The organism is Planococcus sp. APC 3900 (genome assembly GCF_030407735.1).
In the GTDB taxonomy this organism is placed as follows: domain Bacteria; phylum Bacillota; class Bacilli; order Bacillales_A; family Planococcaceae; genus Planococcus; species Planococcus notacanthi.
Genome location: NZ_JASDCT010000003.1, coordinates 1 through 21,837 on the forward strand (window position 1 = coordinate 1; position 21,837 = coordinate 21,837).

Genomic DNA, 21,837 nt, shown 5'->3' on the forward strand with positions numbered 1-21,837 from the left:
CTCTAAACCTTTTGTTGCTGTCATTAAAATCGCTCCTTTAATCTGATTCAAGTTCCCAGTCCTGCCGCAAAACCGATTTATTGTAATAGTCAGTAAAGCGTTTACATTTTCAGAATTTTTGTAAGTCTTTAGCAGGTCAAGACCGTAACTCGGGGTATCTGTGACTATTCTGTGTTATTTATTTACTTTAACTTATTTGAATAAAAAAACTGTTTAAAATGTCTGTGATTGCAGAAATCATGCTTAAAGCAGAATATTCAATAGTTAAAGAAGAGAATATTCTAAAAAAGTAATATTGACCAACATATCACGTGTATAAAAACAACAAAAATATAGTTTTCTAGATTATTTCAAATTTTTTAAAAAATATTATTAGACATTTCTTCTTACAGCCGCAAGGATTCACGACATTTCAGCTGCAAATGGAAATAAATATTTTCAAAAATACCCTTGTATTATTTTGCAATAGCATATATTCTCTTTAGAATCGCTTCTAAAACGTTGAAGCAGATAAAAATGGTTTAAAGGAGGATTTTTAATGGGCAAAACAAAAAACAGATGGCTGATTGCTTTAGCAGCCATAGCGATTCAATTATCCATTGGAGCGGCTTATGCCTATAGCGTCTACACAACACCGATCAGCGCTGAAATGGGCTGGGCACCTAAAGAAATTACGTATGCTTTCACCATTATGATGGCACTTGGAGGAATCTCCGCTGCATTCTTCGGAGGATTTGTTGAGAAGAACGGTCCACGGAGATCAGCAATTTTAGCAGCTTTCCTATTCGGTATCGGACAAGCTGGAGCAGGCTTTGCTGTTCAAATTGATTCACTGGTTTTATTCCTTCTTACATACGGTTTGTTAAGTGGACTTGGATTAGGGGTAGGCTATATTGCACCTATTTCCACTCTTGTTAAATGGTTTCCGGACCGCAGAGGATTGGCTACAGGAATGGCTGTTATGGGCTTCGGCGCAGGAGCTTTGATTACAGCACCTGTTGCAGCCAACCTGATGGAGTCATTTGGCGTCAGCACTACCTTCTACATGTTAGGCATCAGCTATTTTATCTTGATCATCTTGGGTGCTTCATACATCGCACCGCCGCCTGTAAACTGGATGCCAGCTGGTATGCAGCAAGCAATTGATTCGGGCAAAAAAGTAATGAAAAAGGATTTGGCGCAATTGACTGCTAAAGAAGCAGTCAAGACTCGCCGCTTCTGGATGGTCTGGTCGATGATGCTGATCAATGTCAGTGCGGGCATCATGATCATCTCGGTGGCATCACCGATGTCACAGGAATTAATCGGACTTTCTGCAGCAGGCGCTGCTACGTTAGTCGGTATCATGGGAATCTTTAATGGCGGCGGCCGACTCGGGTGGGCGGCAATTTCCGATTACATCGGACGGCCAACAGTCTTCACCATTTTCTTCGCTCTTCAAATAGTGGCATTCACGATGCTTCCAAACATCACACATGTATTGGTATTCCAAGCGTTGATTTTGGTAGTTGTCAGCTGTTACGGCGGAGGATTCTCCAACTTGCCAGCATTTGTCGGAGATCTTTTTGGAACCAAACAATTGGGTGCAATCCACGGTTATTTATTGACAACTTGGTCGATGGGCGGCATTATCGGACCTGCTATCGTTTCGCAAGTCAGAGAACGTACAGGCAGCTATGAACCGGTTTTCTACATTTTCATCGTTTTGGTTTCCATTGCTTTCTTGATTTCGTTATTGATCCGTTGGGATATCAAACGAATTGAAGGACATCCGAAAGCGGAGAAAACACAAAAATCTGCTTCAAAAGGACTTAATCTTCAAGAGGGAAATAACTAAAAGAATTAGTTCTATTGTTGTTATTTCGATAGAAGAAAAATGATATAAAAGTCATGATTTAAAAATGCTGCAGTTTCGCTTATAAAGCACCAATAAGCAAAAGATCCGTTTTCGAAAACCTTTAAGGTCTTCTGAAAACGGATTTTTTGTCTATATCATAGTTTGTAAATCACCGATATGAAGAGGATTTGCACCCTGGCAACATAAAATGACATATATATATATATAAAGGGTTCAGGTTCTTATTTGATTGTTTGTCCAGAAATTTCTTGTGCGTAGCCTAATGTCATTTTTTCATTGCAAATATCAAATGTCTGCCGCTATTCCTATTTTCACGGTATGAGAAGCCATCAGGGCTTGAAAAGGTACATGTTCTATCGATATCAATCTGTTCGGAAGGTATACCGGCAAGCTCGCATTGTCTTTTTACAACGGCTTGATTGTCGATATGGTATTTGCTTGATGCATTATTATAAAACATGAATTCAGAAGCATAGCCGAGGGCATCGAATTTGAAATAGACGTCTTGATCCACTTCAAATTTTTGTTGGCTGATGGCGGACCCAATTTGAATTTCAAGGTCATCCGGGTCGGATTTCTCGACCTCGATCAGTTGCTGAAGCAACTTCAATGTGATCTCTTTGATGGTACCTTGCCAGCCGGAATGGATGACGCCGACCAAGCCGGTTTTCCGGTCGCGGATAATGACAGGTACACAATCAGCTGCAAAACTGCATAATACAAGGCCGGAATCATAGGTATATAGCGCATCGGTGTCCGCAAAGGCGTCTTTTGCATAAATTGCTCCGCGACCGCTGTCTGCTTTAGAGACGCGCCGAAAATTGGCGCTATGCGTTTGATTGGCGCATATGAAATGGGCGAGCGGAGTGTTCAGGTGGTGTGCCAGTTTTTCACGATTGGCCAAAACCATTTGTGGATTTTCACAGGCATGCAGCGCCATGTTATTGTTTTCAGGCTCGGCAGCGTCTTTTTGTGTCATGCCGGCTATAAAGCTTTCTTCATTTGCATAGAATTTCAGTTTCATTTTCATCACCTTTCTTACATATAGAGTAACAGAAAGTAAATGCAGAGGAAGACAGATGCAGCTCTTTAGTTTATTGCACAAAAAAGCCCTCCCTGAAAAATTACAGGGGAGGGCTGTTTGTGGTGTATGTCTTATACCAATGAAGCAGGTTTCGCTAAGGCTTCATCAACTGAAACAAAATCAAAGCCAAGGTCTTTAGCTACTGCTTCATAAGTGACGCTGCCGTTTGCTGTGTTGACGCCAAGCTTCAATGCCGGGTTTTCTGCGATCGCTTTCTGTACGCCTTTATTGGCCATTTGCAGTGCATAACCAACTGTGACATTCGTCAAAGCGATTGTCGACGTGCGTGGAACTGCGCCAGGCATATTAGCTACCGCGTAATGGACTACATCGTGTTTTACATACGTCGGATCATCATGTGTGCTGATGCGGTCTGTTGTTTCGAAGATTCCGCCTTGATCGATGGCGATATCTACGACAACAGAGCCAGGGTTCATGGATTGAACCATTTCTTCTGTCACCAATTTCGGTGCTTTCGATCCCGGAATGAGGACTGCTCCGATAACCAGATCAGATTCTTTCACCGCTTCTGCGATATTGAATGGATTGGAAATCAATGTCGTCACATCAGTTCCAAAAATATCATCCAATTGGCGAAGGCGTTCCGGGCTCAAGTCAATGACCGTTACTTGTGCGCCAAGGCCGATTGCCATTTTCGCAGCATTCGTCCCTGCAACTCCACCGCCGATGATTGTCACTTTGCCGCGTTGCACACCTGGTACACCGGACAATAAGATTCCTTTGCCGCCGTATACTTTTTCAAGGAATTGAGCGCCGACTTGGGCAGCCATCCGGCCAGCCACTTCACTCATAGGCGTCAATAATGGAAGAGTACGGTTAACCGAAACCGTTTCATAAGCGACCGCAGTTACTTTATTGTCTACCAATGCCTTTGTCAATTCAGGTTCAGCAGCAAGGTGAAGGTAAGTGAACAATAACAGGTCTTCACGGAAGTATTTGTATTCAGAAGCAACGGGTTCTTTTACTTTCATGACCATTTCAGCAGACCAGGCTTCCTGGGCTGAGCCAACCATTTTCGCTCCTGTCGCGATGTAATCTTCATCTGTAAAGCTGCTTCCCAATCCAGCACCCGTTTCGATGATGACTTGATGTCCAGCTCTTACAAAAGCGTCGACTCCAGCAGGAGTGATGGCCACTCGGTTCTCGTTGTTTTTGATTTCTTTCGGAATTCCAATAATCATTATTCTTCCCCCTATAAAACGAATGGTGTAGATATCCATAAGTATAGCGGTAACGCTGTTGTTGTTCATTGTATGAAATAAAGAAATAAGTCCGACTCTTTTGTGAAATCTCACAAAAGACTATTTTTCATCAAATTTCCGTGCTTTCAGATCAAGGTAAATGCCCAGTTTTTCATTGACATCGCTTAGACGGATACTGCCTATTTCCGAGATGCGTTTGATGCGGTAGTGAAGCGTATTAGTATGGACAAACAGTTTTTTGGCTGCATCGTTCATATTGCTGTCTTGTTGGATAAAAACTTCCAATGTCTTCAACAGGTTGGAATTATGAAGTCTGTCATAAGTCTCAAGTTTAGCGATGGCAGGATGCTCATATCGCTTAGCGCGTTGGTCTTTATGAAGCACATCCATATACCTGAAAACGCCAAGGCGCCGGAAATGGAAGACGTTTTCGAGCTCCTCAGGAAAGCGTTTCTTCATTTCCAAAACTTTCGATGCTTCCTGGTAACTCGTTTCTGCTTTATCAATATCGCCATAGCTTGTTCCGTAAGCGCCTTCAACATCCAAAATGGAAAAACGGTTGGCCATTTCAGAAATGAAGAAGGATATAAAATCATCAAAGGCTTCGTCTGCTGGCTGTGATGGATGCGGGGAAGCGATCAAAATCAATTCCTCATCCATGACCACTAAAAAGTGATTGATGATTTTCTGGCTGGTGGTGATCAAATAGGAAAGTTGTTCTTCCATTTTTCGGGTGATGTCCTGCTGGAATCGGAAAGTTAAAACTGTAAAACTGTCCGGCATCCGCAGATTCAGGTCATAGAATTTATCATGAATTTCTTTTAAGGATTTGTATTGGCCAGTAAGAAGCTGCCAAAAAAAGTCTTGGTAATTTTCTTCTTTTCGTTTTCGGTTCTGGTACAGCTTCGCCATCAAAGGAGTCGCAGCACTTGCTGCGTCTTTCAAGAGGTCCAATTGCTCATTCATGAGTTTTCGAGGTCCTTCGACGACCCAAATATAGCCTAAAATTTCATTGTTTTTCCGAATGGCAATCGCTACCCGGTCACGCAGCCCAATGTCTTCGATATGGGGGATGCGCAGCGCAGCGTCCGACTGCATCAATTTTGGAATAATTCCTTCTTTCCATAACCGATTAATCACCTTTTCAGGTACGCGCTGCGAAATGATGGTGCCGATCCGAGCAGCATCGGTGTCGTCTTCATGGGAACTGTAAGCATGGAGGCGATGATTCGTATCTTCAATAGTGACTGGACACAGCAGGTTTTCGTGGATGCTGTCGACCAGCTCCTTCAAATCGAAAAAAGATTTCTTGAATGGGTTCTTTGGTGTCATTTCGTTCATGGAGGCGCTCCTTTGACGGTCTTTAATCTTCAAAGCCGTAGTCATTAATCTCTATTATCAGTATAACGAAAAGAGGCGCCTTCCTCTACAGCCGTCAGCTAGAATCAACAGGGATAATATCGGAAAGAGAGGCTTTACATCTTTTGGGGCAAGGTTTATGGTAAAGAAAAGTGATCGGTTCGTTAAAGGGGAATGAAAGGCATCAGGTGAAGAAGTACTTATAATGGGCGTTCTTAGTCGGATTACCAAGGCAGAAGTGTTTCAATCCAAAATAGACAGGAAAGAAAGGGGATCATGAACATGCCATTAGAAATAGTCCAAAACGACATTACCAAAATGGAAACGGATGCTATTGTTAATGCGGCCAATTCAGCGCTTCAAATGGGAGGTGGTGTCTGTGGAGCGATTTTCCGGGCAGCAGGTGCGGAACAGTTACAACAGGCCTGTGATGAAATTGGGTATTGTCCGACAGGGAAAGCAGTTTTCACAGAAGGCTTCCGCTTGCAAGCAAAATACATTATTCATACTGTGGGACCAGTGTGGCAGGGCGGTGCGCATGAAGAAGAGAAATTATTGCGTTCTTGCTACCGGAATTCATTGGCGCTGGCAACATCTTTAGATTGCAAGTCGATCGCATTTCCGCTTATTTCTTCAGGAATCTATGGTTACCCGAAAGAACAGGCGCTGGAAACAGCTGTTTCGGAGATTGAGTCATTTTTAGAAACACAAGAACTGCTGGTATATATGGTGCTGTTCAGCGGATAAAGTCACAGCTGATTTCTGGATGATGGCAGAAAGAAACAAGCTGTCTTTCCGGTGATGGGAAGGCAGCTTGTTCCAAGGCTAAGCTTTTAACTATTGTTAAAGTGTTGTGATCGACCGGTTGGTCAATTGGCTGGTATGTTCCACTTCAGTGTCAGACTTTAACGGAGAAGAATTCACCAGGAATGGTCAATAGCACCTCATAGAACTTGGGCATAACGCCGAAGCCCCAAATCACCCCGGAAAATCATTTCGATTTGAGCACACCGCTTTCCACAAGATTATTTAAAGCACCGATGTTTTTAAAACGGAAATAACCGCTTAAGCGGTTCAAGTCTTTTTGCGTCCAGTTTACATATTCTGCATTGAGCTCAAAGTCCGGCTCTAATTTGAGTACCAGGTTTTTTGCGTATTCCACTTGTTTTTGAGTCAACGGCTTTTCATCTGTTTTGGCTTTATTGGCGGAAAGTTGTTTGATCACTTCTGCAGGAGAATTAATGGTTTTTTGGATTTTTTCAGTGTAAATGCCTCGTTTGATCCATCCCAGGTCTTCTCTAGTTAAATTGAACCACTCACCTTCCAGGCGTTTAGCGGAAAAGTGTTGGTGAAAGGCACTTTCGGTCTGATGGTGATCAGCCGTCTTAATAAGGAAAATCAATTTGTTTTCAAAAGGCAATTTGACGTTGAAGACATTCATCCGTCTGTCGATGTGTTTGGTTTTGCCGATTTTGAAGGAGCCGGTCATATATTCCTGAACAAAATAGACATAGCCAGGCGCTTTACCAGGCAATGCCGGTAGCTGAATAATCCGGTCAAGTTCCTGCTGGTTAGAGTCAAAGAGGTAGATTTTCTCTGTATCTATTGTTGGCCTTGAAGCTTCAGTAACAGCGACGGGTCTGGTTTTTGAAAAATTGCTGAAAAATTTCTTGAACATAATGGCACCTCCTCAAGCTGATTGAAAAATCAATGCTTTCCTTATAGTATAATATATATTAGATGGAATTAGAGGGTGTAAGTTCAAAAAATGTAAATTAATTTACTTACAAGGGGATGTCTGGAAAATGGGGGATGCTGATAAAAAACGGTGGGAATTCTTTAATGATACTGACAGGCATTGAATCGACAAGGTTCCAATATCTCCTGAAATTATACATAGAACAAACTGGACAAAAGAGTTTTACTGGATTAGGCAAAAGTCTGAAAAGCTGAAGGACTTTTTCTGCAATCAGAGTGTTTAAAGAAAACCCGCGAGATTATTTTGCTGATCTGTTAAGTGAAGGAAGCGAAGAAGAAGGGTGCCAGACTTTAGTTTGTAAAACTACTTTTTAGGCAGTCACTGCTAGTCTGGATGCAAAAAATACAGGTGACTAGCTGTACATCGCTCAGTTTTTTCAATTGGTTTTTTGGAAGGAGAAACAAACGGATTTTTGAGGTGCAGTGCTGAACAGCTTGCTATATCTGACTTTGGGAGTTTTTTTAAAAAAACAGATGGAGAGGGGAGGGGACTTTTTTTGAAGGAACAACCGAAAATCGATATTCCGGGTACAGGTTTCGGGAGCTTTTTAAATGCTGTTTCAGTGCTGGTATTTTTAACGATGTTGGTGTATTTATTTGTTCAGTATGGTGCATTGCCTGACCAAGTGCCCGGCCATTATGATGGGGCGGGACAAGTCGACCGTTGGGGAGGAAAAGAAGAATTATTTCTCCTTCCATTAATCGGAGCGGCATTATGGATCGGCATGTCAGTACTTGAAAAATATCCGCATACCTATAATTATTTGAACCTGACAGAAGAGAATGCCGAAGCCCAATATAAAAATGGGCGATTGATGATCAATGTACTGAAGAATGAAATTGTCATCTTGTTCAGCTGGATCAACTTTCAAAATATTCGTGTGGCTCTGGGAGAAGCGGATGGTCTGGGTTCATTCTTCATGCCCGTTTTTCTGGCAGTCATTTTTGGGAGCATCCTGTTCTTTATGATTCGTATGCTGCGGAAGTAGATTATCTTCATCCACAGTCAGCTGTGCACAGTTGCGCACAGCCAAAAAGGGTTATCCACAAATTCTGAAAGTTGTTACTATTTTGATGATACAGTTGTACTGTTTATATAGCGGTCCAAAAAATAGTGTAATACAGTTGTGTTAAAAAGATTGAAAATTATTATTATTCTGATAGTATTGAAATATGCCAAAACTAATTGATCCGATCGAGCGTAAGCAGTTGATTGCACAGGCCACGTGGAAAATCATGCTGGAGCAAGGAAGGGAAAGTGCATCTGTAAGAAAAATTGCAAAGGAGGCCGGTTTGTCGTTAGGTGCAATGCGGTACTACTTTTCTACGCAGGAGGAACTTATGCTTTATGCGGAAGCGCTGGTGTATGAACGCTTGACAGATGCTGCTGCCTCAATATTTCAGGAAGAACTGCCGCCTTTGGAAAAGATCATCAATGTGCTATTGACGTTCTTGCCAACGGATAGTGAACTGGAAACAGAAGCGAAAGTAAGGTTGATTTTTAAAGTTCATGCCCACCATAAACAAGCAGCTTATAATGAACAGCAGGACGGAGCATTGCAGGCCATTAAAAACATTATGTCCAACTTGATCTTATTGAACATGCTGAAGAAGGACCTGAATGTTCCGTACGAAACTGACAGATTGATCTATTTACTGGATGGCATGGTATTGGATGCGATGGTCAGGCCGGACCAAACCAGCCGGGAACGCCAGCAGGAAATGGTTATCTATCATTTGAATTCCATCTGCAAAGAAGACATAAATTTATAAAACAGAACGGCAGCCATGACAATCCGCTTGTCATGGCTGCCGTTCCGTTATTAGTGATAGGAAAGTCTTTGATAATTAATTAAATTGATTATTCAGAAAAAACTAACATCTAATCATGGTAATATGCTACCATCTAAGTAAAGTTCTATTGTTTTCAGCATTCTTTTCTTCCTTTCCCAGAAAGAGGTGAGAACCGATGTAACGATAGTCGAAATAAGCAGTTTGGAAAAAACGAAATTTCTTTTAACTTCTCTATGTATGGCTTCGTTTTTTTGGAATGATTAATTTCAGAAGAGAGGGATTTATATGGCTGAAGGTAAGAATCGTGCACGGATCCAACGCTTCGGGAGTCATTTAAGTGGAATGATCATGCCGAACATTGGCGCGTTCATCGCTTGGGGGCTCATAACGGCATTATTTATTCCTGATGGTTGGTTGCCTAACGAAGATTTAGCGACCTTGGTTGATCCCATGATTAAATACTTGCTGCCTTTGCTGATCGGTTTTACTGGTGGACGGTTGGTGTATGACTTCCGCGGGGGCGTAGTCGGAGCGACAGCCACCATGGGTGTCATCGTCGGATCTGATATTCCGATGTTTCTAGGTGCCATGATCATGGGGCCGTTAGCCGGATATCTCATGAAATTGGTTGACCGGTTGTTCTTGGATAAAATACGTGCAGGATTTGAGATGCTGTACAATAATTTCTCGGCCGGTATTTTAGCCGCAATTCTAGCGGGGATATCATTGAAAGGAGTCGGGCCAATTGTTAATTCATTGACAAACAGCCTCGCTGCCGGGGTGGAAGTCATTGTCAACAACGGCTTGTTGCCACTGGCGAGCATCATCATTGAACCAGCGAAAATACTATTCCTGAACAATGCCATCAATCACGGTTTATTGAGTCCATTGGGTGTAGAGCAGGCAGCAACGAACGGCAAATCCATTCTGTTTCTTTTGGAGACGAATCCTGGACCAGGTCTAGGCGTCCTGCTTGCCTTCATGATTTTCGGAAAAGGAATTTCCAAGAGTTCAGCACCAGGAGCAGCCATCATCCAATTTCTCGGTGGGATTCATGAAATCTACTTCCCTTATGTGTTGATGAAGCCTCTTTTGCTGCTGGCGGTCATCGGTGGGGGGATGAGCGGTGTGTTCACATTCGTTCTACTGGATGCAGGCTTGGTCGCTACTCCGTCACCCGGCAGCATCTTCGCGCTGCTAGCGCTGACGCCGCAAGGCAATTACGTGGCAGTGGTTCTCGGGGTAATAGTGGCAGCTGCTGTGTCGTTCACCATTGCTTCAGTCATATTGAAAACGACTAAAGACGTGGAAGAAGATCTATCGGCTGCTACAGGCAAAATGGAAGAGATGAAAGGCAAGAAAAGTGCAGCAGCCGGCTATTTGGCCCCTCAGGCTGCGCAAGGTCCGACAGCGGATGCCAACAGTGATGTCCTGCAGGAAGGTGCTGTGGTAACGTCGGATCCGGGCATGAAAAGAGCCGATCAGGTACGGCGAGTCGTTTTTGCCTGTGACGCTGGCATGGGGTCGAGCGCGATGGGTGCATCTTTATTGAAGAACAAATTCAAAAAAGAAAATATTGATATTCCAGTCACCAATACCGCCATCAGCCAATTGCCGGAAGATGCGGATATTGTCGTCACTCATAAAGATCTGACACCGCGCGCCAAAGAAAAATTGCCGCAGGCTGAGCATATTTCTGTCGAAAATTTCATGAATAGTCCAGAATACGACAAACTGGCACAGCGGTTGAAAAAATAACCAGTCATCTAAGTTAAAATTCTGACGGGAGTGATGGAAATGGCAAAAGCCGTATTAAAACGGGAAAACATCAAACTAAATGTCCCACTGTCTACTATGGAAGAAGGCATTCGTTACACAGGAGGAATTCTGGTGGACAATGGCTATGTGGATGCTGGTTATGTAGACAAAATGCTGGAGCGTGAAGGAATGGCTTCTACTTTTATGGGCAATAGCCTGGCGATACCGCATGGTACGGAAGACGCGAAAGCGAACGTGCTGGAAACGGGCATATCCGTAGTCACGGTTCCGGAAGGGATCGATTTTGGAAGTGGCAACATCGCGAAAATCCTGATCGGCATCGCCGGAAAAAACAACGAGCATTTGGAAATTTTATCGAACATTGCAATTGTCTGTTCAGAAGAAGAAAACATCGACAAGATTTTGAACGCCACTTCAGAAGACGAGATTATGGATCTGTTCAGTGAAGTAAGCTGAATTAGGCAGTTTCAGGTTTGGAAACGGCGATCCGCTCAGATGAAAAAAACGATTTTATGAAGTCGGAATAGGTAGGCACTAGCGGGAATCAGTGCCTATTTGTTGCTTAACTATAAGAAATTTATTGCTCAGGCAGCATTTTGGCGTTTATTTAAGAAGGAAATTTTGAACAAATTTCAATTTGGTAATAGTTTGTTCATATTTGTTCTGTATACTGAGACTATGAATAAGTCTTGGAGGTTGATGAAAATGAGCGGAACCTTATTTTATGCTAATCCCAAACCGAAAACAGCGCGTGAAATCGTTGAATTTCTAAAAATGCAGGGCATCAATGCAGAAGTGTGTAAAAAAGCAGATTGTCTATGAAGCGACTCCAAAAAACCCTCGCAGACCTTTGTGGTCTGCGAGGGGTTTTTGGGATTTCATATAATTGGTAGTCAATAGCTGAGCGCTTTTTCATACATCCATCTTTTTAGGTTGCCTATTGAATTAAAAGAGATGGCTTCTCCTGTGTCTTTATGTTCTGCTTTTACGATGACATCAAATTCATTGGGAGTAAATGACCAACCGTCCTCCACTAATGCACGCGCCATCTTAACGATCATGCTTGAGCCTTTTATCGAGTCCAAGTTCATTTTCACCATCTCCTTTTTTAAGTAGTTGAACGTAATTATAATCTATTTGTCAGAATTTTAAAACATTTATTACTCGACAATGACAATAATGTGTTTACTGTTTCAATTCTATTCCCAGCAGATTAAAAATCCAAACTTTATTGCTTGGCCGTTAATGAAAGAAAAAAGCTTTGTCACAAATCTGTGACAAAGCTTTTAAGCGGCATAATAAAGAGGAGCAAGTCCAATTTAACTATTTTTTTGAAGTTCTGCAGAATGGTCTTTTGTGAGCTGTCCGACGATAGTGGCCACCACTTTATCGATGTAGGGATCTTTAGTGGCTTTTAAGGATGCGGACGCAAAAGTACGATGTTTCATGATTTTGTAATAGCCGTACATACTGTCTTCCAATGGCATGTTTTCGTCTGACAAAAACGAAGAGTTCAGTATTTTACCTAACGCGGCATCGTCCTGTGCCACAATCAATGCCGGATTGAGTAAATTGAAATCCCCATCGATCATCCCATTTTCATAAAAAGCATGGAGGGCGGAAATCCGTTCATTTGATAATTCCAATTTTCTTTCATATAAAGAAGGGCAGGTTATCTTTAATTCATTCAAGTAAATTTCTGAAGCATAAACAGCAGAAAAAGCCGCTTGTTCAAATACACTTGGCAACCGCTGGCTATAGGGGTAGCGGGGATTGCTGATGAAATCGTTGCTTCTTTTCAAATACTCAATATAGATTTCGGTAACTTCCAGGATGATGTCTTCTTTTGATGCGAAAAAATTATACAGGGAAGCTCTGCTGATTCCCATTAAACGAGCCAGATCTTGAATCGTCAATGTAATGAATCCTTTTGTCCGAACAGTTTCCATTATTTTTTCAGCATAGGATCGGCGCATGACCCGCCTTTCCTCCGGTGAAATTTTACGCATAAAAACACCCCCATCTTTAGGGAAATTATAGCATATTCAAGCTTAAGGCAGATGGTTAATTTTTCGTCTGCTTGTTTAACAATATCCATGGTGTGGGTAAAGAGGATAAGACCCATTTATTGTAGACTGTTTTTTGGAAAAAAGTCTAAAGTAAAAGAACGGAGATGAACGGATATGACAACAGAAAAAACAGCAATTATTACAGGAGCAAGCAGTGGAATTGGGGAAGCAACAGCCAAAGAGTTAGCGGCTCGCGGCTATTCCGTCTTGCTCGCTGCAAGACGTGAAGAGCGGTTGAAAGAACTGAAAGAAGAAATCGAAGCCGCTGGCGGAAAAGCAGATTATCAGGTAACGGATGTAACTTCTGCAGATGAAATGAAAGCCTTGGCTGATCGGGCAATTGAGAAATATGGAAAAATTGATATATTGGTCAATAATGCCGGTTTGATGCCCTTGTCGTTCATGAACAAGTTGAAAGTCGATGAATGGGATCGGATGGTCGATGTCAACATCAAAGGCGTCCTTTACGGAATCGCTGCAGTCCTGCCAATTATGGAAAAACAGAAGTTCGGCCATATTTTAAATGTTTCTTCAGTAGCCGGCCATACAATTTCCAAAGGCAGTGCAGTTTATAGTGGAACCAAATTTGCAGTGCGCGCCATATCGGAAGGGTTGCGTATGGAAATTGACCCGTCACATGAAATCCGTGTGACTATTGTATCTCCGGGTGCAGTAGCCACAGAATTGACGAACACGATCACCGACGATGATGTGTTGAATGCCTTTAAAGAAGGCGGCCAAATGGAATTGCTCAATGCGCAGGACATCGCCAACGCTATTGCTTACGCTGTAGAGCAGCCGGCGCATGTTGATGTGAACGAGATTCTGATTCGCCCGAGACAACAACCTTAAAGAGAACCTTCAATCAAAGGGGTTCTTTATCTCCACTGGATGTTAGTTGTTCCATAATGACCGTTAAAGCGGGGTAAATCGAAACAAGGATGGAGACGATTCAAATGAAAACCGATTTCTCGAAGATCTATATAAATGGTGAATGGATAAAAGGTTCAAGCGACAGCCAAATGAAAAACACGAACCCTTTTACAGGGGAAGAGCTGGTAACTACTCAGGCAGCAGACAAAAACGATTTGGATGCTGCATACAAGGCGGCTGCTGAAGCACAGGTAGCATGGGCTAAAGAATTGCCGCAAACCAAACGCGAAGTCATTGAAAAGGCATTGGAAGTCATGCTGGAAAACAAAGAACTGATCATCGATTGGCTGGTCAAGGAAGCCGGCAGCACAGTCATCAAAGCGACTGTCGAGTTCGGGGCATCCATTAACATTTTAAAGGAAGCTGCAACATTTCCTTTCCGTATGGAAGGCAAGATTCTCCCTTCACAGCATGCTGGCAAGGAAAACAGGGTCTACCGAAATCCCCTGGGCGTCATCGGCATCATCAGCCCTTGGAATTTCCCATTGCACTTGGCGATTCGTTCAATCGCACCTGCCATCGCAATCGGCAACGCGGTGGTCATCAAACCGGCTACTGATACACCTGTAACCGGTGGGCTGTTGTTTGCCAGCATTTTTGAAGCGGCTGGATTGCCTAAAGGTTTGTTGAACGTGGTAGTCGGCCGGGGATCTGAAATCGGTGATGATATCGTTAAGCATCCGACCCCTCGCTTGATTTCCTTTACCGGATCGACGCCTGTCGGCAAACGTATCGGGGAACTTGCTGGCGGCGCTTTGAAAAAAACAGCACTTGAGCTTGGCGGAAATAATAACTTTATTGTATTGGAAGATGCCGATGTAGACCAAGCGGTCGATTCTGCTTTATTCGGCAAATTCTATCATCAGGGACAGATTTGCATGGCCATTAACCGTATTTTCGTTCATCAGGACATTTACGAACAATTTGCTGAAGAGTTTATTGCCCGTGCCGGCAAATTAAAATTCGGCAACCCAGCAGAGCAGGATACACAAGTTGGTCCATTGATCAACCGCGACCAAGTCGACCGCATTCTCAAAGACATTGACGCAAGTGTCGAACAAGGAGCAGAAGTGCGTCTCGGCGGAAACGCTAAAGACAATGTACTCGAACCGACTGTGTTGACTGGCGTAACTAACGACATGCCACTGGCTGAAAACGAAATCTTCGGTCCTGTTGCAATTTTAATTCCGTTCAGCAGTGATGAAGAAGTGATTGACATGGCAAATGCTTATCCATTTGGATTGAGTGGTGCTGTGCATTCAGCGAATATCGAGCACGGAACAAATATTGCACATCAGATTCACACGGGCATGATTCATGTCAATGATCAGCCGGTCAATGATGAAGCGCATATGCCGTTCGGAGGAGAAAAAGATTCAGGGCTCGGCCGCTTTAACGGCGAGTGGGTCTTGGAAGAATTCTCGACGCTCAAATGGCTATCAGTTCAACACAAGCGCCGCCAATATGGTCCTTTTGTCGACAATACAAAAAAATAATAGATGTTTATACATGCAGCCACCTGATTGTGGCTGTATTTTTTTATTAAGTCAAACAGCAGTTATGGATAAACAATCAATAAGCCAATACAAGGGAATAACAAAGAAAGAGTCGAATCCTATATACAATAGTGAATTTGGAAAGAGGAGTTGATGAACGGTGGCCGGATTGTTTCCACATTTGTACGATACAGCGATGCAGCCGCTGGAGAAGATGCGCTTTGAAAAGATCCGTAGCGGTTTAGTACGGAAAGCGGAAGGCCGGGTATTGGAAATCGGATTTGGGACAGGAGCGAACTTCCGTTATTATCGGAACGTTGAACGGGTTGATGCCATCGAGCCGAATCCTGCTATGAGCAGACAGGCCATCAAGCGGATCAAAAAAGCCCAAATCCCGATTGCTACATACCAGACAACCGCTGAAAATCTTCCCTTCGCGGATAATAGTTTCGATACGGTAATGGCCACTTTGGTGTTTTGCACCATTCCCAATCCTGAACAGGCGCTGCGAGAAATTCAGAGGGTCAGCAAGCCAGGGGCGAAAATTCTAATGTTTGAGCACGTTATAATGGATCAGAAAATCTTTGGGAAAACTCAGGTAGCCTTGACTCCATTATGGAAAAAGCTCTGTGACGGCTGCCATTTGGACCGTGATACGCTTTGGTTGGTGGCCAATTCGGGTTTGAAAGTCGACAAAGTGACTTCTTACTATAAAGGGCTGTTTTTAACGATTGAAAGCCGCTGTATTCAATAATGATGCTTTCTGCAGCAAGTTATCGCTACTAACAGAAAGAAGGCGATGGACGTGACGGATTATATTCATATTAAAGGGGCTTCTGAGAATAATTTGAAGAATGTCTCCTTAGCGATTCCTAAACAGCAGTTTGTGGTGATTACCGGGCCTTCGGGTTCAGGGAAATCGACATTGGTATTGGACATCATACAACGGGAAAGCCAACGGCAATACATGGAACTGAATGGCATGACCACCAATTTCATCAATAAACCCAAAATGGAATCAATCAGCGGCCTGTCTCCATCCATCGGCATCGGACAGCAGCAATCCACCAACCGAAATCCGCGGTCAACGGTCGGCACGGTGACAGATATGTATACGTACCTGCGGATCATCTATGAAAAATTGGGCGTTCGTGAATGCCCGAATTGCCATGAAAAAATTAGAAAACCCAAAGACTTGGACGAGGAAAGCGAGACGATGTTCTGCTCAGCGTGCGGCTACGAAATGGCAAACCTGAAAAAAGCCCATTTTTCTTTTAATACAATTGAAGGGGCTTGTGAAGCCTGTTCGGGACTTGGGAAAAAGTTAGGGATTCGAACGGAACAGGTGATTGATGACGAGAAAAGCCTGAACGAAGGTGCCGTAGTCATTTGGAATTCTGCAATCACTGATTATTACGGGAATTCAGCAATGGCAGCAGCTAAGCATTATGGATTCACGCTCGACAAAGACTTGCCGATAAAGGAATGGACGACCGTTCAGAAGGATCTGCTGTATTACGGAGTAGAGGATGAAAGGTTCACCAAGAATTATCCGAAAGTGCAGCCTCCTAAAACGGTCGCCAAAGGAAAGTTTGAAGGCGTCTTGACTGGGATGTGGCGAAGGTATCGGGAGAAAGGCGGTAACTCGGGAGAGGCGGACTTTTTCTTTCAGCAGCTTTGTCCGGAATGCCAAGGCACCAAACTGAAAAAGCAGAGCCGTGAAGTCACGGTAGGTGGAAAAACGATTTCTGACGTTTCTCACACTTCATTGGAATTGATACTCGAATGGGTCGAGGAAATTTCTGGAGATTTTAAGCGGAATGACGAATCTGTTGCAGTTTCACTTGTCTTTGAATTGTCAGAAAAAATTAAGCGCATTATTCACGTAGGGATTGGTTATCTGTCGATGGAAAGGCAGTCAGCCACCTTATCCGGCGGAGAAGCACAACGGCTGAGACTGGCTACTATTTTGGGTTCCAGTTTAACAGGCGTTTTGTATATATTGGACGAGCCGACTGCGGGGTTGCATCCTAAGGATACACAAGGGCTGGTCGACGTCTTAAAAAAATTGCGAGAATTGGGGAACTCGGTACTGGTCATAGAACACGACATCGATGTCATGAAACAGGCGGATTGGATCATCGATTTGGGTCCTGGCGCGGGAATAAACGGCGGTGAGATTGTTGGAGAAGGTACGCTGCCAGTTTTGATGAAACAAGAAAAATCGGTGACGGGTGCTTATCTGAAGGAAGAAAAGGCGCAGATAACTATGCGCAGAAAAGGAAATGGCCAGAGTATTACCATTCACAACGCTCACAAGAATAATTTGAAGAATATAACGGTGTCTATTCCGATGGGCTGTTTTAATGCGGTGACAGGAGTGTCGGGTTCCGGGAAATCATCTTTGCTTTTTGACATATTGGCAGCCAGTGGAGAAGAAGGCCATGTGAAAGATGGATATGACAAGATCACGGGCAAAGAAGGGATTAAACGGATGGTGACAGTTGATCAATCCAGTTTGACGCGTATGCAACGTTCCAATGTGGCGACCTATACAGAGGTCTATACACTGTTCCGAAACCTGTTCGCAAAACTGCCTCAAGCTAAGGAAAGCGGCTTGACCGCCAAACATTTTTCCTTCAACACAGAAGGAGGACGCTGCGAACATTGTCAGGGAATGGGTTTTGTATTCACGCCGATGTATTTCCTGCCGGATTTGGAAGTAGTCTGTCCGGTTTGTTCGGGCAAGCGTTTCAAGGAGAAAGTATTGGCTGTGACATACAAAGGGCAATCCATTTCAGACATTCTCAATGCCAGCATTGAGGAAAGCGTCGATTTTTTTATAGGCCAAAACAAAATTGTTTCTACTATAGAACTCCTTAGCGAAGTGGGTCTGGGTTATTTGAAGTGGGGGCAGACTTTGACGACTTTATCTGGTGGAGAAGGCCAGCGCCTGAAGCTCGCGAAAGAACTGAACAGACATGCAAAAGGGGAAACGCTTTATATTTTAGATGAACCTTCAACAGGACTTCACCCGAACGATGTCAAAAAACTGCTGGTTCTGCTCAATAAGCTGGTGGATGAAGGGCATACCGTAATCATTGTAGAGCACAATACGCAAATCATCCGACAAGCCGATTGGGTCATCGATCTCGGACCGGAAGGCGGAGCTGCGGGCGGCAGCGTTATTGCCCAAGGTACTCCTGAAGACATCAAAGCGTGCGAGGATTCCTATACGGGAATATATCTATGACAGACACACGCAGTAAAAAGTCTGAATCTACCCGTAATCTTGAAAGCTTTTAATTGACAATAAAACACCATTTTCTATAATTATTATTAGAAAGAGTAATAATTCACTCATCCATCGGTAAACTGAAACTAAAGGAGGGATAGGTGGTGTAACAGAAAGGCTCTGCTTGTATAGGAAAGGATATAACGGGTTTTAGAGAGTGTCGAAGTAAATTCGTTTAAATTTTTCCGAAGGGAGAGTTTAAAGATGAGACTTTTGCCAAGAAAACGGGAAGATTTTTTCCCGAGCCTTTTTGACAGTAATTTTGAAGTGGATGTATTCGACCGTTTCTTCAAAGAAGCCAATTATCCGCAAGTAGATATAAAAGACGCAGAAGACCATTATGAAGTGGAAGTGGACCTTCCAGGCTTCAAAAAAGAAGACATCTCGGTTGAATACAAAGACGGGTACCTTCAGCTTCAAGGCAAGAAAGAAGAAAACAAAGAAGTAACCGAAAATGAAGGCCATTATATCCGGAAAGAACGTTCCTATGGTTCTTTTAAACGCAGTTTCTACGTTGGTGAAGTGGAACAAGATGATATTTCCGGATCCTTCAAAGACGGCGTTTTGATGTTGCAGGTGCCAAAATCCAAAGAAGACAAAAAAACAGAAGAAGGGCATCAGATTCTGATCGAGTAATAACATAGAATGACAAAAGGCCAAACAGCTATATCCGGCTGTTTGGTCTTTTAAAATGGGAGCCCATCAATTTTCGATATTCCCGTCCTACATAAGAATCAAGGTTTTCCGCAGGTTTCCCTGTGATGCGTTCAAAATCATCCGTTACTTCACTCATCAGTCCTTTAGCAGCGGCCTGATACAAAGAAGCAAGTACAGAGCCAAAGCCTTTTGGTTCATCGTAAGTTGAGGCAAATTCATCGTTGGACAATGGAGCGTAAACAATCGGCGAACCACTGATTTGCGTGAACAATTGCGCCAGCTCCTCCATAGACCAGGCTTTGGTTCCAGTTAAGGTATGTTCTTGGTTATGCAAGTCTTCTCTCAAGGCAATCTGGACAATGGCAGTTGAAAGGTCTTTTCTTGAAATGAACGATATCCGCTCATCCGCCACTGGATAAAGGATCTTTCCCCGTCTTGCCAATTCAGGCAGGTAAGGCGGCAAGGGATCGGAATACATGCCATTGCGTATATATGTGTAAGGCACAGTTCCGGAAGCGAGACGGCGTTGGACATAGCCAAAAAATGGACTCATCTTGAATGGGTTATTGCCTTGATCCGCCATAAATCCGATAAACAGAAATTGCTTCACGTTCATCTTTTCAGCTGCTATCATGGCATTTTCAAATTCCATAATTCGGGAAACACTTGGAAAAGTCAGACTCGGAATATAGATAAGGACATCTGTATCTTTGAAAGCTGAAGCAAGTTCTTGCTCGGAACGGTAATTGGCTTGTCTGATCTGGATACCTTGCTGTTGGAACTGTGCCGCTTTGTGGGGATTCCGAACCGTCAGTATCAGCTTTTCAGGAGCAATATGCTTCAGTGCTTCTTCGACTATTTTGGAGCCCAGGTTTCCAGTTGCAGCAGTGATGTTATACCTCATGCAAATTCCTCCAGTCACTAATCTTTTGTTACCTAATGTATTCCCGGATTTTCAAAAAAGTGAACTAAATTTGCCTTTAATGCGTTTTATAAGTAATAGCAGCTTAAGGACAAAATAAGCGATATGGCGATATACAATTCAGTATCAACTGGCCGTATTGGAGCGTATTTAAATTTCGTAAGAAGAAATGATATTCCTGGAGCGCCAACTATAGTAAAGTAGACTTACGAAATATGTAAAAAGGGAGACCGGGAATGGAAAAAAGTACCGATACATATTTATATATGCGAATCAGCGAACAGGATAAAGCGGCATTGGAGCAATTATACGACCGCTATGAAAAAATCTTGTTTTCTTTTCTCTACAAGATGCTGGAAGATCGCGAACTGGCAGAAGAAGCCTTGCAGGAAGTGTTTATCAAGATTTGGCGGGGCAAAGGGATTTACGATGAAAGCAAAGGCAAGTTTACATCATGGCTCTTCAGAATGGCGCAGAATACGGCCATCGATTTAATCAGGAAACGCAAAAAGCCTTCTGTTCCGATTGAAGAGGCGATGCAAATGGCCAGCCACGATCTGCCTGTTGACGAGCAGGTGGAATGGAAGGAAAAGAAAGGCCAAATTGAAACAGCCGTCCAGCGTCTATCGAGTGAACAGCAAAAAATGATTGATTTGTTTTATTTCAAAGGCCATACACACGAAACAATCGCGGACATGTGTGACATTCCGCTAGGGACCGTTAAGAGCCGAATACGGCTGGCATTAAAGAAATTAAAAACATCACTGCACGGAATGCAGGGAAGGGGGGCATATGATGACTAATATGGATTGTGATCAACTAATTGACTATCTGAATGGAACCTTATCAAAAAATGATACGGACCAATTTGAACAACATTTAACATCCTGTACAGAATGCCAGGAAATCGTTGAAGCGACAGGCCAGCTCCCTTATCTTGCAGATCCGGTGGAACCGCCGGCAGGCATGAAATCACGTATCCTGTCCAATGTATTCGAAGGGACACCAGAAAAAAACGATTCCCCTGTAGCATTAAAACCAGAAATGGCTGCCATACCGATTCAAAAGCCTAAACAAAAGTTTCACATCGGGAAGCCACTGATTGCAGCGGTCCTGCTTGCTTCATTATTGGGTAATGCTTATGCATTCATGCAATTATCAGATCAGAATCAAGAACCGGAAACGGCGATACAGTCAATTGAATTAGAGCCGAGTGCTGCATTTTCCGGAACCGCAACGGCGGCAATGATAGAAGAACAAGGAGCATTGAACCTTGTGGTGAAAGCCGACCAATTGGCCGAATTGGATGCCAGCCAGGTTTACCAGGTATGGCTGATCAAAGACGACAAACCGATACCAGCCGGCGCATTCTCTCCTAATCCGAACGGTGAAGGGGCCAGCTATTATCAACTAGAAGAATCCTCAGCAGAATGGGATACCATCGCCATTACGCTCGAGCCCGAGGCAGGGAATGAATTGCCGAAAGGTGAAGTTGTACTGAGTTCAGAGATTTAAACTGGCCGCATTAGCGGCCAGTTTTTTTATTTAAATTCTTTTTTTAAAAAATGTGATCTAAATGAAAACACTCTCCGTTATGTCTATGAAACTAT

Annotated in this window: 20 protein-coding genes; 13 read left to right on the plus strand and 7 right to left on the minus strand. The window is 43.3% G+C overall.

Translation table 11 applies throughout. The annotated features are described in order from the left end of the window. Positions 1-538: 538 nt before the first annotated feature. Positions 539-1,837 carry an L-lactate MFS transporter gene (locus tag QMA04_RS06825; protein ID WP_191715612.1) on the plus strand — a complete coding sequence of 433 codons (1,299 nt, stop codon included), beginning with the start codon at positions 539-541 and terminating at the stop codon, positions 1,835-1,837. A 286-nt stretch (positions 1,838-2,123) separates the two neighbouring features. Here QMA04_RS06825 and pgeF read toward each other — a convergent pair whose 3' ends face one another. The 3 genes from pgeF to QMA04_RS06840 all read right to left on the minus strand — a co-directional run bounded on the left by pgeF (position 2,124) and on the right by QMA04_RS06840 (position 5,506). Continuing rightward, positions 2,124-2,882, minus strand: coding sequence for a peptidoglycan editing factor PgeF (gene pgeF, locus QMA04_RS06830; RefSeq protein WP_290184712.1), 759 nt, complete (start codon positions 2,880-2,882; stop codon positions 2,124-2,126). Positions 2,883-3,013: 131 nt separating this feature from the next. Further along, entirely contained in the window at positions 3,014-4,144 is a 1,131-nt protein-coding gene (ald, locus tag QMA04_RS06835; protein WP_191715614.1) for an alanine dehydrogenase, read from the minus strand. Between the two features lie 120 nt (positions 4,145-4,264). Then, on the minus strand, positions 4,265-5,506 hold the full coding sequence (locus QMA04_RS06840) for a PucR family transcriptional regulator (RefSeq protein WP_191715615.1): 1,242 nt from the start codon (positions 5,504-5,506) through the stop codon (positions 4,265-4,267). 300 nt (positions 5,507-5,806) lie between these two features. On the opposite strand from QMA04_RS06840, the gene QMA04_RS06845 reads away from it, so the two are divergent. Further along, positions 5,807-6,271: a macro domain-containing protein gene (locus QMA04_RS06845; RefSeq protein WP_301611057.1), complete on the plus strand. Its 465-nt coding sequence runs from the start codon at positions 5,807-5,809 to the stop codon at positions 6,269-6,271. Positions 6,272-6,515: 244 nt separating this feature from the next. Here QMA04_RS06845 and QMA04_RS06850 read toward each other — a convergent pair whose 3' ends face one another. Further along, positions 6,516-7,202 (minus strand): GIY-YIG nuclease family protein, encoded by a 687-nt coding sequence (locus QMA04_RS06850; RefSeq protein WP_290184715.1) that lies wholly within the window; start codon positions 7,200-7,202, stop codon positions 6,516-6,518. Between the two features lie 577 nt (positions 7,203-7,779). Between QMA04_RS06850 and QMA04_RS06855 the strand changes: the two genes are divergently transcribed. The 4 genes from QMA04_RS06855 (at position 7,780) to QMA04_RS06870 (ending at position 11,311) form a co-directional block, all read left to right on the plus strand. Further along, positions 7,780-8,271, plus strand: coding sequence for a DUF1648 domain-containing protein (locus QMA04_RS06855; RefSeq protein WP_191715618.1), 492 nt, complete (start codon positions 7,780-7,782; stop codon positions 8,269-8,271). Between the two features lie 184 nt (positions 8,272-8,455). Continuing rightward, positions 8,456-9,055, plus strand: a complete 600-nt coding sequence (locus tag QMA04_RS06860; protein WP_290184718.1) for a TetR/AcrR family transcriptional regulator — start codon at positions 8,456-8,458, stop codon at positions 9,053-9,055. A 306-nt stretch (positions 9,056-9,361) separates the two neighbouring features. Then, positions 9,362-10,834: a PTS mannitol transporter subunit IIBC gene (locus QMA04_RS06865; RefSeq protein WP_191715620.1), complete on the plus strand. Its 1,473-nt coding sequence runs from the start codon at positions 9,362-9,364 to the stop codon at positions 10,832-10,834. A 39-nt stretch (positions 10,835-10,873) separates the two neighbouring features. Beyond that, on the plus strand, positions 10,874-11,311 hold the full coding sequence (locus QMA04_RS06870) for a PTS mannitol transporter subunit IIA (RefSeq protein ID WP_191715621.1): 438 nt from the start codon (positions 10,874-10,876) through the stop codon (positions 11,309-11,311). A 437-nt stretch (positions 11,312-11,748) separates the two neighbouring features. Here the strand turns inward: QMA04_RS06870 and QMA04_RS06875 are convergent, their stop codons facing one another. Next, on the minus strand, positions 11,749-11,946 hold the full coding sequence (locus QMA04_RS06875; RefSeq protein WP_191716078.1) for a hypothetical protein: 198 nt from the start codon (positions 11,944-11,946) through the stop codon (positions 11,749-11,751). A 228-nt stretch (positions 11,947-12,174) separates the two neighbouring features. Beyond that, positions 12,175-12,864 carry a TetR/AcrR family transcriptional regulator gene (locus QMA04_RS06880; protein ID WP_290184721.1) on the minus strand — a complete coding sequence of 230 codons (690 nt, stop codon included), beginning with the start codon at positions 12,862-12,864 and terminating at the stop codon, positions 12,175-12,177. Positions 12,865-13,038: 174 nt separating this feature from the next. Between QMA04_RS06880 and QMA04_RS06885 the strand changes: the two genes are divergently transcribed. The 5 genes from QMA04_RS06885 to QMA04_RS06905 all read left to right on the plus strand — a co-directional run bounded on the left by QMA04_RS06885 (position 13,039) and on the right by QMA04_RS06905 (position 19,284). Beyond that, the gene (locus tag QMA04_RS06885; RefSeq protein ID WP_203340022.1) at positions 13,039-13,776 is read left to right on the plus strand and encodes an SDR family oxidoreductase; all 738 of its coding nucleotides are present in this window, start codon (positions 13,039-13,041) and stop codon (positions 13,774-13,776) included. Positions 13,777-13,880: 104 nt separating this feature from the next. Next, positions 13,881-15,353 carry an aldehyde dehydrogenase family protein gene (locus tag QMA04_RS06890; RefSeq protein WP_290184723.1) on the plus strand — a complete coding sequence of 491 codons (1,473 nt, stop codon included), beginning with the start codon at positions 13,881-13,883 and terminating at the stop codon, positions 15,351-15,353. A 160-nt stretch (positions 15,354-15,513) separates the two neighbouring features. Beyond that, positions 15,514-16,107, plus strand: a complete 594-nt coding sequence (locus QMA04_RS06895) for a class I SAM-dependent methyltransferase (RefSeq protein ID WP_203340020.1) — start codon at positions 15,514-15,516, stop codon at positions 16,105-16,107. 51 nt (positions 16,108-16,158) lie between these two features. After that, positions 16,159-18,606 (plus strand): excinuclease ABC subunit UvrA, encoded by a 2,448-nt coding sequence (gene uvrA / locus QMA04_RS06900; protein WP_290184725.1) that lies wholly within the window; start codon positions 16,159-16,161, stop codon positions 18,604-18,606. Positions 18,607-18,852: 246 nt separating this feature from the next. Continuing rightward, the gene (locus tag QMA04_RS06905) at positions 18,853-19,284 is read left to right on the plus strand and encodes an Hsp20/alpha crystallin family protein (protein ID WP_191715627.1); all 432 of its coding nucleotides are present in this window, start codon (positions 18,853-18,855) and stop codon (positions 19,282-19,284) included. Between the two features lie 28 nt (positions 19,285-19,312). Here the strand turns inward: QMA04_RS06905 and QMA04_RS06910 are convergent, their stop codons facing one another. Beyond that, a complete protein-coding gene (locus QMA04_RS06910; protein ID WP_290184727.1) occupies positions 19,313-20,209 on the minus strand; it encodes an SDR family oxidoreductase in 897 nt (298 codons plus the stop codon). 254 nt (positions 20,210-20,463) lie between these two features. Here QMA04_RS06910 and QMA04_RS06915 point away from each other — a divergent pair, with 254 nt between their 5' ends. Continuing rightward, a complete protein-coding gene (locus QMA04_RS06915; RefSeq protein WP_191715629.1) occupies positions 20,464-21,030 on the plus strand; it encodes an RNA polymerase sigma factor in 567 nt (188 codons plus the stop codon). Next, positions 21,023-21,742, plus strand: coding sequence for an anti-sigma factor (locus QMA04_RS06920; protein ID WP_290184730.1), 720 nt, complete (start codon positions 21,023-21,025; stop codon positions 21,740-21,742). The genes QMA04_RS06915 and QMA04_RS06920 overlap by 8 nt, the downstream gene beginning before the upstream one ends. Positions 21,743-21,837 lie beyond the last annotated feature (95 nt).

Bases quoted from the DNA above. Each gene is read 5' to 3' on its own strand.
- ald (WP_191715614.1), bottom strand. From the start codon at position 4,144: ATGATTATTGGAATTCCGAAAGAAATCAAAAACAACGAGAACCGAGTG.
- QMA04_RS06875 (WP_191716078.1), bottom strand. From the start codon at position 11,946: ATGAACTTGGACTCGATAAAAGGCTCAAGCATGATCGTTAAGATGGCG.
- QMA04_RS06850 (WP_290184715.1), bottom strand. From the start codon at position 7,202: ATGTTCAAGAAATTTTTCAGCAATTTTTCAAAAACCAGACCCGTCGCT.
- QMA04_RS06920 (WP_290184730.1), top strand. From the start codon at position 21,023: ATGACTAATATGGATTGTGATCAACTAATTGACTATCTGAATGGAACC.
- QMA04_RS06880 (WP_290184721.1), bottom strand. From the start codon at position 12,864: ATGCGTAAAATTTCACCGGAGGAAAGGCGGGTCATGCGCCGATCCTAT.
- QMA04_RS06840 (WP_191715615.1), bottom strand. From the start codon at position 5,506: ATGAACGAAATGACACCAAAGAACCCATTCAAGAAATCTTTTTTCGAT.
- QMA04_RS06865 (WP_191715620.1), top strand. From the start codon at position 9,362: ATGGCTGAAGGTAAGAATCGTGCACGGATCCAACGCTTCGGGAGTCAT.
- QMA04_RS06890 (WP_290184723.1), top strand. From the start codon at position 13,881: ATGAAAACCGATTTCTCGAAGATCTATATAAATGGTGAATGGATAAAA.
- QMA04_RS06905 (WP_191715627.1), top strand. From the start codon at position 18,853: ATGAGACTTTTGCCAAGAAAACGGGAAGATTTTTTCCCGAGCCTTTTT.
- QMA04_RS06860 (WP_290184718.1), top strand. From the start codon at position 8,456: ATGCCAAAACTAATTGATCCGATCGAGCGTAAGCAGTTGATTGCACAG.
- QMA04_RS06870 (WP_191715621.1), top strand. From the start codon at position 10,874: ATGGCAAAAGCCGTATTAAAACGGGAAAACATCAAACTAAATGTCCCA.
- QMA04_RS06885 (WP_203340022.1), top strand. From the start codon at position 13,039: ATGACAACAGAAAAAACAGCAATTATTACAGGAGCAAGCAGTGGAATT.
- pgeF (WP_290184712.1), bottom strand. From the start codon at position 2,882: ATGAAACTGAAATTCTATGCAAATGAAGAAAGCTTTATAGCCGGCATG.
- QMA04_RS06845 (WP_301611057.1), top strand. From the start codon at position 5,807: ATGCCATTAGAAATAGTCCAAAACGACATTACCAAAATGGAAACGGAT.
- QMA04_RS06910 (WP_290184727.1), bottom strand. From the start codon at position 20,209: ATGAGGTATAACATCACTGCTGCAACTGGAAACCTGGGCTCCAAAATA.
- QMA04_RS06915 (WP_191715629.1), top strand. From the start codon at position 20,464: ATGGAAAAAAGTACCGATACATATTTATATATGCGAATCAGCGAACAG.
- QMA04_RS06825 (WP_191715612.1), top strand. From the start codon at position 539: ATGGGCAAAACAAAAAACAGATGGCTGATTGCTTTAGCAGCCATAGCG.